Consider the following 13,259-nt stretch of genomic DNA (forward strand, 5'->3'; position numbering starts at 1 on the left):
CCCGCGCCGCCACCGGCCTTGACCGCAGCCCCCCGGCCGCCGAATTCTCCTGCCATGGTGGGGCCTTCCTGGCCCCCGGAGCGAGGCGCAGACCGATGAGCGAACTCACCAAGGCCGTGACCGACGACAGCTTCAAGCAGGATGTGCTCGACGCCCCCGGCCCCGTGCTGGTCGATTTCTGGGCGGAGTGGTGCGGCCCCTGCCGGATGGTCGGCCCCATCCTCGACGACATCGCCCGCGAATACGAAGGCAAGCTGACCATCGCCAAGGTCAACATCGACGAGAACCCGATGACGCCGAACGAGTATGCGGTGCGAGGCATCCCGACCATGCTGCTCTTCAAGGATGGCAAGCTGCTCGACACCAAGGTCGGCGCCCTGCCGAAGACGGCGCTGAAGGACTGGATCGCCGGCAACATCGCCTGAGCTGTCGCCGAAGGCCGGAGCGGCCGGAGGCGTGATGACTGCTTGGGGGTTCCCGGCACGGCCGGGGCCCCTACCTCCGCAGGATGAGACGCACCCTGCTGGCCCTCGCGGCCCTGACCCTGCCGATCGCCGCCCAGGCCCAGACCGGCTTCCGGGTCACTGACTTCGCCACCGGGCTCGAGCGGCCCTGGGGTGGCGCCTTCCTGCCCGATGGGCGTTTGCTGGTCACCGAACGACCGGGGCGGCTGCGGGTCATCGGCCGGGATGGAGCGGTGTCGCCTCCCCTTGCCGGTGTGCCCGCCGTCGAGGCGCGCGGCCAGGGCGGGCTGCTGGATGTGGCCCTCGCCCCCGATTTCGCCACGACCCGCGAACTCTATCTCTGCCAGGCGGCGCTGGTGCAGGGCGGCGCCCTGACCCGGCTGGTGCGGGCCCGGCTCTCGGCCGACGCCATGGCGTTGGAGGGGACAACACCCATCCTCGACGCCACGCCGCCGCAGGAGGGCGGCCGCAACCACTATGGCTGCCGCATCGCCTTCGGGCCGGACGGGGCGATGTACCTCTCGACCGGCGACCGTTACGCGAACAAGGGACGGGCGCAGAGGCTGGATGACCTCGGCGGTAAGGTGCTTCGGCTGGCGCGGAACGGCGCGGCCCTCGCCGACAATCCCCTCGCCGGGCGGGCCGGGATACGGGCGGAGATCTTCTCCTATGGCCATCGCAACCCGCAGGGCCTCGCCTTCAACCCCTGGACCGGCAGCCTGTGGGAGGCCGAATTCGGTGCCCGTGGCGGCGATGAGGTGAACATCCTCCGGCCAGGAGGGAATTACGGCTGGCCGGTCGTGACCAAGGGCGTTGATTATGATGGCAGCCGGATCGGCGAAGGCACCTCCCGCCCGGATATGGAGGAGCCGATCCATTACTGGGTGCCCTCCGTCAGCCCGTCCGGCATGGCCTTCTACACCGGCGACGCTTTCCCCTCCTGGCGAGGCAGCCTCTTCCTCGCGGCGCTCAACCCGCCCGGCCTCGTGCGGCTGGCGACCGAGGGCGACCGCGTGACAGGGGAGGAGCGGATGCTATGGGGACGGACCCGATTCCGGCAGGTGCTTCAGGGCCCGGACGGCTTCCTCTACCTCCTGACGGATGAGAGCTCGGGGCGGGTACTGCAAGTCAGGCCCTGATCGGTCGCCATGAAAAAGGCCCCGGGGATTGCTCCCCGGGGCCCGGTCCTCCGCCTTGAGGCGCAGGCTTACTCGTTGTTCTGCCGGACGCCGACGAGCGACAGCAGCATCTGGAACAGGTTGATGAAGTTCAGGTAGAGACCGAGCGCGTCCATCACGCTGCGCTTGCCGGCCTCCTCCGTACCCTCGGCATAGGCGTATTCAACGTAATCGGCCTTGATGCGCTGGGTGTCGAAGGCCGTCAGGCCGAGGAACACCACGACGCCGATCAGGCTGATGGCGAACTGCAGCGCCGAGCTGGCCAGGAACATGTTCACCAGGCCGGCCAGGATGATGCCGATCAGGCCCATCATCATGAAGCTGCCCATCCGCGTCAGATCCGCCTTCGTCGTGTAGCCGTAGAGGCTGACGCCGGCATACATGGCGGCGGTGACGAAGAATGTGCTGGCGATGGAGGCACCGGTGTAGCGATACGCCAGGTTGCTCAGGCTCGCGCCCATGCAGACGCAGAAGGCCCAGAACAGCGCCTGCGCCGTGCTCTTGCTCAACCGGTTGTAGCCGAAGCTCAGCACCAGGGTGAAGGCGAGCGGTGAGAGCGCGGCGATCCAGAACAGGATGGTCGGCTGCCTCACGATCCGGCCGCTCGGCATCTGCGCCGTGGCGTAGAACAGGTCATGCAGGGCGGGCACCGTCACGACCAGAAGGGCGACGATGCCGGTCAATGCCAGCCCCGAAGCCATCCAGTTGTAGACCCGGAGCATATACGCCCGGAGCCCGGCATCGATGGCGACCGCGTCGGCGGTCGCCGCGCGACCCCAGCCTGGCGCACCCGTCGTGGTACGATAGTCGGGTTGAAGGGCCATAGGTGTCTTGAACCTCCCAAAGGGGGTTATCCCCGCGGCTCGGTTATATGGACAGCCTGTAACCCGTTTCAACGGGATTCGGGAGCAGCAGGGCCACCGACGCCTCACAACCTGTCCGGCCGGCGGGCGCGGTCGCCGCCAGCACCTATAATATGGGCATAACAGGCGTTAGTTTCACGTGAAGAAGTGTGGCTCCTTGCCTTATTCGTTCCGCAACAGCGGAGCGGGCCGGGCGCGCAGGGCCAGCGAGGTGCCGATCTGGCCGCATAGCAGCGTCAGCAGGGTGCAGCCGATCACCGTCAGGGCGAGCGTCCCCGGCAACGGCACCCAGCGGGCCTGCATCACCAGCGTGACCACGGCCCAGGAGGCGGCACTGCCGGCCAGCGCCGCCAAGCCGCCGGCGACGAGGCCAACCAGGGCATATTCCACCAACCAGGCGGCCCGAATCTGGGCACGGGTCGCGCCGATGGTCTTCAGCACCACCGCATCGCGCACCCGCTGGCGCTGCCCGGCAGCGACCGCACCGGCCAGCACCAGCCCGCCGGCCAGTAGCGTCACGCCACCGACGGCCGACAGAGCCGTGCCGATCCGGCCGAGCAGCGTCGCCACCGCCTCCAGCGCATCGCGCACCCGGATGCCGGTGATGTTGGGGAAGGCATCCGTCAGGACGCGAAGCACCGTCGCATCCTGCGCCGCATCGCCGCGGAGGGTGGCGATATGCGTGTGCGGCGCCGCCTCCAGCAGGCCGGGCGAGGCGACCATGGCGAAGTTCATCCCCAGCCCCCGCCAATCCACTTCCCGCAGATTGGCGATGGTGAGGTCGATGTTGCGGCCAAGGATGTTGAGGGTGATGACGTCGCCGATGCCCACCCCCCAGCCCTTGGCGATGCCGGACTCGAAGGAGAGCAGTGGCGGGCCGCGGTAGTCGGCCGCCCACCACTGGCCGGCGACCAGGCGGGTCCCGTCGGGCGGGGCCGGCGCATAGGTAAGGCCGCGATCGCCGCGCAGCGCCCAGGCGGTCTCCGGCGTGGTCTGGAATTGCTCGGCGGGAATGCCCTTCACGGCGACAACACGGGCGCGGAGGCTTGGCACCCGCTTCACCTCCTCGATGCCCGGGATGCTGCGGGCCAGCGCGTCGAAACGCTGCGCCTGGTCGGACTGGATGTCGATGAAGAAGAAATTCGGCGCCCTGGCCGGCATCTCCCCGGCCAGTTCGCGGCGGAGGTTGCCCTCGATCTGGGCTATGGCGGCCAGCGTCGTCAGCCCGATGCCAAGGGAGACCACCAGCAGGACGGTCGGCGCCCCCGGCCGGTGGAGGTTGGCGAGGCCGAGGCGCAAGGCCGGCCGCCGCAGATGGCCAAGGCGGCGGGCGAGCGTCATCAGCCCGGCGGCGCCGAGGCGGAACAGCAGCAGGGCGGCGATCGCCCCACCGCAGAAGCCGGCGGCGAAGAGCTTGTCGCCCGAGCCGCGGATAACGAGGCCGATCAGCGCCAGCGCCGCCAGGGCGTTGAGCGCCAGCACCGGCCAGGCCGGGCGGCCCGCAGCCGGCTGCACCGCATCGCGGAACAGCGCCGCGCCCGAGATCCGTGCCGCGCGGCCAAGCGGCCAGAGGGCAAAGGCCAGCGCCGTCAACAACCCATAGAGCGCCGCGGCGATCAGCGGCCGTGGATAGGGCGCCAGGCGTGGCGGTACCGGCAGGGCGCCGGAGAGCGCCTGCGCCGCCGCCCAGGTAAGGCCGTAGCCAATGACCAACCCGATGGCGATGCCGATGGCGGCCAGGACCAGCACCTGGATCAGATAGGTGAGGAAGATGATCGAGGCTGGCGCGCCGAGGCAGCGGAGCGTGGCGATGGAGCGCGCCCGTGCCTCCAGCCAGGCACGCACCCCGGTGGCGACGCCGATGCCGCCGACCAGCAGGGCGGTCAGCCCGGCCAGCGTCAGGAAGGAGGCGGCGCGGTCGAGGAAGCGGTTCACGCCAGGCTCGGCCGCATCGGCGGTGCGGACGCGCCAGCCCTCGCGGGCGAAGTCGCGTTGCAGCGCCTCGGCCACGGTATTGGGGTCGGCACCGGGCGGAAGGCGAAGGCGGAGGTCATTCTGCATCAGGCTGCCGGGCTGGATCAGCGCCGTCTGCGGCAGGGTGGCGGCGGCGATCAGGGCGCGGGGGCCGAAGAGGGCGGGCGTCGCCACCTTGTCCGGCTCCATCCGCACCACGGCCGCGAAGCGGAGCTGCGCCTCGCCGATCCGAACCTCGTCGCCAAGGGCGAGGCCGAGGCGTTCGGCCACCAGCGGATCGAGCGCCAGGGTGCCCGGCGCAAGCGGAACGGGGGGATCGAGCTCCAGCCGGCCGATCAAGGGGTAGGCACCATCCACCGCCTTCAGCTCGACCAGCATCCGCTCGCCCTTGGGGGAGACGGCCATGGCCCGCATGGTGGTGATGGTGGAGGCCGCCGCCCCTCGCGCCTCCGCCCAGGCGGTGAGTTCGGGCGGCAGGAGGCGGGAGCCGCCACGGATCTCGACATCGCCGCCCAGGATGCGGGCCCCATCGGCACGCAGCCCGGCCTGGATACCAGCGCGCAGGGTGCCCACCGCGGCAATGGCGGCGACGCCGAGCGCCAGGCAGGCCAGCACGATCCGCAAGGACCGCAGCCCGCCACGCAACTCGCGCCGCGCCAGGACGAGGCCAAGCCTCACTTGGCCCAGGATGCTCAAATACTGTCTCCGCAATGGGGTTCTGCTTCCGAGGTGGGGCCGCCAGAGGGTGATCCAAGGTGGAACGGCAACGCTTGCGGTGACGAAGCGTTACGCCGCGCGCCCGGGAGACAGAACAACATGGATAGCGAAATCATCGTCGCGCTGGTTGCGCTCATCGCGATGGAGGTGGTGCTCGGCATCGACAACCTCGTCTTCATCGCCATCCTGTCCAACCGTCTGCCTGAGGAGCAACGCGTCAAGGCGCGGCGGATCGGCCTCGGCCTTGCGGTGGTGCTGCGCTTCGGGATGCTGGCGGGGGCCTCCTGGCTGCTCTCCCTCACCCGGCCGCTCTTCGCGGTGGCGGGGATGGAGTTCTCGGGCAAGGATCTGATCCTGCTAGGCGGCGGGCTGTTCCTGATCGGCAAGGCGGTGATCGAGATCCACCACCGGGTCGACCCGGACTCGCAGGAGGCGACGCATCAGGCGGATGCACGGGTGGCCAGCTTCTGGGCCACGGTGTTCCAGATCCTGCTGCTCGACATGGTGTTCTCGGTCGACAGCATCCTGGCCGCGGTCGCGCTGACCCGGGAATTCTGGATCATCGCCACCGCCATCGTCGTCGCCGTGCTCGCCATGCTGTTCTCGATGGATGCGCTCTCCCGCTTCATGGAGCGTAACCCCACCGTGGTCATGCTGGCCCTCGCCTTCCTGGTGATGATCGGCATGGTGCTGGTGGCCGAGGGCTTCGGCGCGCATGTGCCGAAGGGCTTCGTATATGTCGCCATGGCCTTCGCCGCGGCGGTGGAGGGGCTGAACCTGCTGGCGAAGCGGGCCGGGCGGCGGAAGCGCGCGGCTAATCCAGCCCCTTCGCGGGAAACCGGCTGAAAGCGGCGGCACGGAGGCCGGGCGGCAGGCTGCCGGCCAGCCGCGCCGCGGCGTAGAGCGGCCAGGGATAGGCGATGCGGGTACGGCCGGCGGCAATCCCTGCCAGCATGCGCCGCGCCGCCTCCTCCGGCTCCATCATCAGGGGCATGGGGAAGGCGTTCCGGGCCGTCATCAGCGTGCGGATATAGCCGGGACAGACGGCATGCAGCCGGATGCCCCGGCGCCGCTCCGTCGCGTCCAACGCCTCGGCCCAGCGCTGCACCGCGGCCTTGCTGGCACAATAGGCCGGGGCGCCGGGCGCGGCGACGAAGGCGGCGACGGAGGCAACGACCGCGACCCGGCCGCGCCAGCCATCCGGGCCAGGCGTCTGGGCCGCCATCGCCTCCAGCGCCGGCAGCACCGTGTTCAGCACGCCGGTGACATTGGTTTCGAAAACCGCCCGGGCCACGCTGGCCGGCTCCACCGCGCCGCCCGTGCCGGCGGAGATGCCGGCATTGGCGATGACGAGGTCGAGCCGGCCGGCGCCAGCGATCCAGCCGGCCATGGCAGCGGCATCCCGCACGTCGACACGCTGTGGCAAGGCGGTGGCGCCGGTGGCGCGGCAGGCCTCCGCCACCGCCTCGAGCCGCGCCGCATCGCGGCCGCCGAGATGCAGCACCGCCCCCTCCCCCGAGCAGGCCAGCGCCAGGGCCCGCCCAAGCCCGGAGGAGGCGCCCGTCACCAGCACATGCCGCCACGCTGCCATCGCTTGCATCCCGCTGCGCCGCGCGGGACAAGGCGCGACGATGGGCACACTTATGAGCATGACCGGCTTCGCGCGCGAGAGTGGCGTGCTGGCCGATGGCACCGGCTTCGTCTGGGAACTCCGCAGCGTGAACGGCCGAGGGCTCGACCTGCGCCTGCGCCTGCCGAATGGGCAGGATGCGCTGGAGCCTGCCTTGCGCGAGGGTCTCGGCAAGCGGCTGAAGCGCGGGAATGTCTCGGCGACGCTGAGCCTGAAGCGGGAGGAGCGGCCTCGGCTGACGGTGGATCCGGTGGCGCTCGACGGGGCGTTGGCACTCGCGCTCGACCTCGCCGCCCGTATCCCGGGCAGCGCACCACCGCGGCCCGAGGCGCTGCTGGCGCTGCCCGGCGTGATGCGGAGCGAGGTGCCGGAGCCGGATGAGGCATTGGAGGAGGCGAAGCGGGCCGAGCTCGCCACCGCCTGGGGCCGGGCGCTCGAGGGGCTGGTCGCGGCGCGGCGGGCGGAGGGGGCGAAGCTGCTGGACATCCTGGCCGGCCTGCTCGACGAGATAGCCATCCTGCGCGAGGCCGCCGCCTCGGCAGCGGCCGACCAGCCCGAGGCACAGCGGCGCCGGATGCTGGACCAGCTCTCGGCCCTGCTCGGCGAGGGCGGAACGGCCCGGGTGCCGGAGGAGCGACTGGCTCAGGAAGTGGCGCTGCTGGCCCAGAAATCCGACGTGCGGGAGGAGCTGGACCGGCTCGGCGCCCATATCGAGGCGGCACGCGCCTTGCTGAAGGCTGGCGAGGGTGCGGGGCGGAAGCTCGACTTCCTGACCCAGGAATTCGTGCGGGAGGCGAACACGCTCTGCTCGAAATCCGCCTCCGTGCCGCTCACCCGGATCGGACTCGATCTCAAGGCGGCGATCGAGCGGCTGAAGGAGCAGGCGGCGAATGTCGAATGATGCGTAAGGGCTGCTGCCTCGTCCTCGCTGCTGCGCCGGGGGGCGGCAAAACCAGCATCTCCCGCGCCCTGCTGGAGCTGGAGCCGGAGCTCAAGCTTTCGGTCAGCGCCACCACCCGGGCGCCGCGGCCGGGCGAGCAGGAGGGGGTGCACTACTTCTTCCGCACGCCGGAGCAATTCATGGCCGGCGTCGCGGCGGGCGAGTTCCTGGAGCATGCCAGCTTCCTCGACCGCTCCTATGGCACGCCGCGCGCCCCGGTGGAGGCGGCGCTGGCGGCTGGGCAGGACGTGCTCTTCGACATCGAATGGCAGGGGCACCGGCTGCTGAAGGCGGCGATGCCCGAGGATGTCGTCGGCATCTTCCTGCTGCCGCCGAGCCTCGCCGAGCTGGAACGCCGCCTCCGCGGCCGCGGCCAGGACGGCGAGGCGGAGATCGCCCGCCGCATGGAGGCGGCCCGAACCGAGATGGCGCATTGGGACGAATTCGACCATGTGCTGGTGAACGAGGACTTCGCCACGACCGTGGCGGCGGCGCGCGCCATCCTGCATGCCGCGCGGACGCGGCGGCACCGCCTGCCCTGGCTGCCGGACTTCGTGGCCAAGCTGCTCGGCGGCTGAGTTGGGCGCGGTTCTCGAGGTCGTTGGGCCGGTCTTCATCATCATCGGGCTCGGCTGGGCGATGGCGCGGCGCCGCTTCATCGACGAGCCGGGCTTTGCGGCGCTGAACCGCTTCGTCTTCACCTTCTGCGCCCCGTCCCTGCTGTTCCTGGGCGGGACCAGCGGGGCGAGCGGCGGCGGCCGTGCGGCACTCGCCTTCTTCCTCGGCACGGCAGCCCTCTATGCCGTGGTGCTGCTGGCGGCCCGCCGGAGGATGCCACTCGGGCCGGCAGGGATGCTGGCGCTCGACTCTACCTTCGGCAACACCGTGATGATGGGCATTCCGCTCATCCTCGCCGCATTCGGGCAGCAGGCACTCTCGCTGCTGCTGGCGATCCTCGCGCTTCATTCCATGCTGCTGCTCGGCACGGCGACGGTCGTCGCCGAGATCGGGCTGCATGCGCGGGCGCCCTGGCGGCGGGTGCTGCGGGCGACGTTGCTGGGTGTGGCACGGAACCCCATCGTCATGGCGGTGCTGGCGGCGCTGGTCTGGAGGCTGGTGGGGTTGCCGCCGCCGCCGGGCGTGGCGCGGCAGACCCTCTCGCTGCTCGGCGGCGCGGCGCCGCCGGTCGCGCTGTTCTGCCTTGGCGGAAGCCTGGCGCGCTTCGACATCGCCAGCGCATGGCGGGAGACGGTGATGGCGACGCTGCTCAAGCTGCTGGCCATGCCGGCACTGGTCGGGCTGGCCGCCTGGGCGATGGAGCTCGACCGGCTGGAGACCGCCGTCGCCGTGACGGCCGCGGCGCTGCCGACCGGGGCCAATGCCTTCCTGTTGGCGGAGCGCTACCGGATCGGTGCGGCGCGCTCGGGAGCGACGGTGCTCGCCAGCACGCTGATCTCGGTGGTGACGCTGGCCGGGCTTCTGGCCTGGTTCGGCGTTGGGTGACGGTCAGCCGCGCGCCAGCAGCGCCCGGGCCATGCGGTCGAATTCGGCGATGCTGAGCGTCTCCGCCCGCCGGTCCCCGGCGATGCCGGCGGCCGCAAGCAGTCCCTCGGCATCGCCGAGGGATTTGAGGGCGCCCCGCAGCATCTTGCGGCGCTGGCCGAAAGCGGCAGCCGTCAGGCGCTCCATGGCGCGGAACAACGCCTCGCCCGGATCCTCGGCATGGGGGGTGAAGCCGACCACGGCGGACCAGACCTTGGGGGCTGGGCTGAAGGCGCCGGGCGGCAGGCGCAGCAGCAGCTCGCAACGGCAACGCCACTGGGCCAGCACGCCGAGCCGGCCATAGGCATCGGTATCCGGCGCGGCGCAGATGCGCTCCGCCACCTCCTGCTGGAACATCAGCGCCATGCCGGTCAGCGAGGCAGCTTGGCGCAGCCAGCCGACGAGCAGGGGTGTCGCTACATTGTAAGGCAGGTTGGCAAGGATGGCGCGCGGCGCCGGGACCAGCGCGGCGACATCGATGGTCAGCGCATCCGCCTCGATCGCCCGCAACCGGCCCGGATAGGCAGCCTCCAGCTCCGCCAGCACGGCGATGGCGCGACGGTCGAGCTCCACCGCCGTCACCGTCTCGGCCGGGCCATCGAGCAGGGCTCGGGTCAGGCCGCCGGGGCCGGGGCCGACCTCCAGCACATGCCGGCCCGTCAGGTCGCCCGCAAGGCCGGCGATGCGGCGGCACAAGGCCTCGTCCAGCAGGAAGTGCTGGCCGAGCGACTTCCGCGCATCCAGCCCGTGCCGGGCGATCGTCTCCCGGAGGGAGGGAAGCGTGCTCAGTTTCGCATCTCGATGGTGGCGCGCCGGCGCAGGTCGCGCTGGAGCTGGCGGGAGAGCAACTCCACCCGGTCGCGCAGCATCTGCTGCTTGGCCTGGTCCGGGGTGAGCTCGGCGAGGTTCCGCTGCTCCCGCGTGCAGACCATCATCACCAGCACGCCGTCGGGCATGAGGATCGGCTGGGACGGCTTGCCCGGGCTGAGGCCGGCCAGCATGGCCTTGAGCGGCGGGGGCGTCACCGTCTCGAGCCGGATCGGGCCCGGATCGCTCGGCCGGTCATTGCCGCTGGTCTTGGCCGCGGCCTCGACCGCGTCGCAGCTGCGGGCGCCGGCGGCGAGTCGCTGCGCCTTCTCCACCTGGTCGCGCTGCTGCTGCGTCGGGTTGTTCGGGTCGAGCGTGCCGGCGAAGGGGAAATAGGCCTGGCGGACGCTGAGCAGGGTGGCCATGTCGCGGCCGCTTTCGCGGCGCTGGCGCATGGCCACGATCTGGTAGCCGCCGGGGACCTTGATGGCATTGCTGATGGCGCCGGGCGGCATGCGCTCCACCACCGCGGCCACGGCCGGGTCCATGTCCTCCTTGCGGACCCAGCCAAGATCGCCACCCTGCAGGGCGGTCTGCGCCTGGCTGAACTGGGTCGCGGCGACAGGGAAGGGTGTGCCGGCACGCAGCTGGCGGATCACCTCCTCCGTGAAGCGGTTCACCTCGGCCTCGTTCCGCGGGTCGTCGATGGGAACGAAGATCTCGGAGACAAGGAATTCCGGCTGTCCGACCCGGGCCGTGGCGGCGCGGATCGTCTCATTCACCTCCGCCTCGGAGGGGATTGCGTTTGGGCCAAGTTGCTGGCGCAGCAGCCGGGCCCAGCCGATCTGGGTGCGGATCTGGTCGTAGAGCACACGCGGCTGGATGCCGACCTGGTTGAGCTGGGCGCGCAGCGCGCCGGGGGGCAGGTTGTTGCGCTGCTCCAGCTCCGCCACCGCATCGGCGACATCCGCATCGGTCACCGGAATGCGGCGGCGCTGCACCTCCTGCAGGCGGAGGCGCTCATCGATCAGCAGCCGGGTCACCTGCGGGGTAAGGCGGTCCAGCACCTCCGGCGCCACGGCGATACCGGCATTGAGGGCGAAGAGCCGGGCCCGGCCGACGATATCGGCGCGGCTCACCACCTCGCCATTGATGACGGCAACGATGCGGTTGGTCTGGGCCGCCGCCTGGGATTGCGGCGGTAGCTGCGCGCCGGCCGGCAGCGGCAAGGCGGCGGCCAGCATCAGGCCGAGGGTCAGGGCGGAGGTGCGGGCGGGGCGCGGCATGGGCGTTCCTTAGAGCATGATCGCCGCCGGTAGAAGCGAGGATCACGCACCCCCTCACCCTGGCCTCAGCCGAACCAGGCCTCGAAGGCAGCGAAAGTCTCGACCGCGCCGGATTGCATGCCGACGAGGCCACCCGTCTCCCTGCCGCAGGTCTCGATGGCGGTGCAGCAGGCCAGCCACATGGCCCCATGCCGGGCGCCATGGCCGAGCAGGAAGGCCCTGCCCTCCATCGTGCCAGGCGGCAGCAGATGGTCGAGACCATGGGCAAGCTGGCGGCCGCCCAGTGTCGAGCCCTCCGTGACGTAGAGGGCACCGAGCGCACGGGCTGCCGTGGCGAGGAGCGGGACCGGGGCGGGCGGCGCCGCCTCCGGCGCCTGGAAATGGCGGAGATCGGCCTGGAGCAGCCCGGTCCGCCGCCGCTCGGCGAGATCGACCCCATAGGCTGCGAGGCAGGGCGCCACGGCGAGCGATGCCTCGATCGCCATGTGGAATCCGAGCATCCGGCGCAACAGGGCGACGTAGCCGGCCTCATCAAGCCGCCCATCGGCCAGGGCCTGGAAAGCGGGTACCGCATGCAGCCGGGCATGGATATCGGCGGTGGCATCGCGGAGGGCGAAGCGGGCGCCTGCGGGGGCGGGCGGCAAGGAAATCAGGGCACCTGTTGGAAGAGGCTTCGGCCGTATGCGGCCGGGCTAAGCACGATAGGATACGATAGCAGCCGACCGGGCCTCAGGCCAAGTTGGGGTAGCCGAGTGCTTCCGCCTGCCGCACGTAATCCAGTTGCAGGGCATAGCGGGCCGGATCGGCCGGGAGGATATCGGCGATCATCAGGCCGGCCCGGGCCTCGACCCATGCGGGCGACCGGGCCAGGGCAAGGAGCGCCGCCTCGAGCTTCGCCACCACCGGCTCCGGCGTGGTGGGCGCGGTGACGAAGGGAATGGCGGGGCTCGGTGGGGTGAAGGCGAGCGGCCGGGTGAGGTCGCCGAGAGCTCGGCGATGGCGTCGGAAGAAGGCATAGGTCACGCAATCGACGCAGGTGGCCTCCGCCTCCCGGCGGGCAATACGCTCGATGTTGGCGGGCTGGCTATGCGTCTCCGTCGCGGAGCCGAGGAAAGGGCGGCCGCCGGCGAGGTCGGCCAGGGCCCGGCGCGGCAGGTTCATCCCCGAATTCGAGTGGATGCTGTTGAAGACAAAATGGCAGCCGCGGAGATCGGCGAGCGTCTGGAAGCGCGAGTCCCGGTGGACGACGAAGACGCCGGCATGGTTCGGCCCCTCGCAGCCGGGTGCATCATAGACCGGCACGCCGAGCATGCGGGCCTGGCCGGCATAGATGGTCTGCAACGGATAGCCACAGACCTGGGTGAAGAATGTCTCGGCCTCGATCCGCTCCGGTACCGGAGGCCGGGTGTAGTCCGGCAGCTCGGGCAGGCCCTCGAGGCCGCGACGGGCGAGCTCGGTCCGCAGCGCCTGCCAGAAGACAGCATTCGCCGGCCGCATCTCCGGCAGTTGTACATCGGCAGGCTGATGCGGGGGCTCATGGCGGGGTCATGATGCGACGCGCCGCGAGCAGGCGGCAAGCCGCGCCCGGTACGGAACCTGCTCGCCGAAGCCCGAAGGCCCTGTGCTGCGGCACAGTGCCGGCTAATACCAAGTCTCCGAGAGCGTGACTCGTTGGGGATTCCCAGACTGGCGTCGCTCTGATTCAACATGGCGAACAGGGGAGCTTCGCCATGCCCATCCCACTCCGAGCTGACTTTGACGCAGCTGGGCTTCGTGCTGCGGCTCGCCGGACCAAGGATGCGGCCCAAGCCCGTCGCCTGCTGGCCTTGGCTGCCGTTTACGACGGAGTGTCGCGCAC

General features: G+C 70.8%; 13 protein-coding genes. 6 read left to right on the forward strand and 7 right to left on the reverse strand.

The annotated features are described in order from the left end of the window. Positions 1 to 95 precede the first annotated feature (95 nt). Positions 96 to 425 (forward strand): thioredoxin TrxA, encoded by a 330-nt coding sequence (trxA, locus tag BLR02_RS21985; RefSeq protein WP_090565879.1) that lies wholly within the window; start codon positions 96 to 98, stop codon positions 423 to 425. 83 nt (positions 426 to 508) lie between these two features. After that, positions 509 to 1,603: a PQQ-dependent sugar dehydrogenase gene (locus BLR02_RS21990; RefSeq protein WP_090664651.1), complete on the forward strand. Its 1,095-nt coding sequence runs from the start codon at positions 509 to 511 to the stop codon at positions 1,601 to 1,603. A gap of 68 nt (positions 1,604 to 1,671) precedes the next feature. Here BLR02_RS21990 and BLR02_RS21995 read toward each other — a convergent pair whose 3' ends face one another. Continuing rightward, on the reverse strand, positions 1,672 to 2,466 hold the full coding sequence (locus BLR02_RS21995; protein WP_090565883.1) for a Bax inhibitor-1/YccA family protein: 795 nt from the start codon (positions 2,464 to 2,466) through the stop codon (positions 1,672 to 1,674). A gap of 201 nt (positions 2,467 to 2,667) precedes the next feature. Continuing rightward, a complete protein-coding gene (locus BLR02_RS22000) occupies positions 2,668 to 5,175 on the reverse strand; it encodes an ABC transporter permease (RefSeq protein WP_245704897.1) in 2,508 nt (835 codons plus the stop codon). Between the two features lie 120 nt (positions 5,176 to 5,295). Here BLR02_RS22000 and BLR02_RS22005 point away from each other — a divergent pair, with 120 nt between their 5' ends. After that, positions 5,296 to 6,042, forward strand: coding sequence for a TerC family protein (locus tag BLR02_RS22005; protein ID WP_090565885.1), 747 nt, complete (start codon positions 5,296 to 5,298; stop codon positions 6,040 to 6,042). Here the strand turns inward: BLR02_RS22005 and BLR02_RS22010 are convergent. Beyond that, complete coding sequence (locus tag BLR02_RS22010; RefSeq protein ID WP_342670589.1) at positions 6,011 to 6,787, reverse strand: SDR family NAD(P)-dependent oxidoreductase; 777 nt, start codon at positions 6,785 to 6,787, stop codon at positions 6,011 to 6,013. The two genes, BLR02_RS22005 and BLR02_RS22010, sit on opposite strands and share 32 nt — an antisense overlap. Positions 6,788 to 6,845: 58 nt before the next feature. Between BLR02_RS22010 and BLR02_RS22015 the strand changes: the two genes are divergently transcribed. The 3 genes from BLR02_RS22015 to BLR02_RS22025 are packed head-to-tail and all read left to right on the forward strand — an operon-like array spanning position 6,846 to position 9,269. Then, entirely contained in the window at positions 6,846 to 7,727 is an 882-nt protein-coding gene (locus BLR02_RS22015; protein ID WP_090664664.1) for a YicC/YloC family endoribonuclease, read from the forward strand. Then, positions 7,724 to 8,344: a guanylate kinase gene (gmk, locus tag BLR02_RS22020; RefSeq protein WP_090664653.1), complete on the forward strand. Its 621-nt coding sequence runs from the start codon at positions 7,724 to 7,726 to the stop codon at positions 8,342 to 8,344. Before BLR02_RS22015 ends, gmk begins: the two co-directional genes overlap by 4 nt. A gap of 1 nt (position 8,345) precedes the next feature. After that, a complete protein-coding gene (locus BLR02_RS22025; protein ID WP_090664654.1) occupies positions 8,346 to 9,269 on the forward strand; it encodes an AEC family transporter in 924 nt (307 codons plus the stop codon). Between the two features lie 3 nt (positions 9,270 to 9,272). On the opposite strand, the gene rsmA is transcribed toward BLR02_RS22025, so the two are convergent. The 4 genes from rsmA to BLR02_RS22045 all read right to left on the reverse strand — a co-directional run bounded on the left by rsmA (position 9,273) and on the right by BLR02_RS22045 (position 12,898). Next, positions 9,273 to 10,097: a 16S rRNA (adenine(1518)-N(6)/adenine(1519)-N(6))-dimethyltransferase RsmA gene (gene rsmA, locus BLR02_RS22030; RefSeq protein ID WP_090664655.1), complete on the reverse strand. Its 825-nt coding sequence runs from the start codon at positions 10,095 to 10,097 to the stop codon at positions 9,273 to 9,275. Further along, on the reverse strand, positions 10,094 to 11,401 hold the full coding sequence (locus tag BLR02_RS22035) for a peptidylprolyl isomerase (RefSeq protein ID WP_090565895.1): 1,308 nt from the start codon (positions 11,399 to 11,401) through the stop codon (positions 10,094 to 10,096). Before BLR02_RS22035 ends, rsmA begins: the two co-directional genes overlap by 4 nt. Before the next feature lie 65 nt (positions 11,402 to 11,466). Beyond that, positions 11,467 to 12,045 (reverse strand): biliverdin-producing heme oxygenase, encoded by a 579-nt coding sequence (locus BLR02_RS22040; protein WP_090664656.1) that lies wholly within the window; start codon positions 12,043 to 12,045, stop codon positions 11,467 to 11,469. A gap of 85 nt (positions 12,046 to 12,130) precedes the next feature. Then, positions 12,131 to 12,898: a phosphate/phosphite/phosphonate ABC transporter substrate-binding protein gene (locus BLR02_RS22045; RefSeq protein WP_090664657.1), complete on the reverse strand. Its 768-nt coding sequence runs from the start codon at positions 12,896 to 12,898 to the stop codon at positions 12,131 to 12,133. Positions 12,899 to 13,259 lie beyond the last annotated feature (361 nt).

The organism is Belnapia rosea (assembly GCF_900101615.1).
Classification (GTDB): domain Bacteria; phylum Pseudomonadota; class Alphaproteobacteria; order Acetobacterales; family Acetobacteraceae; genus Belnapia; species Belnapia rosea.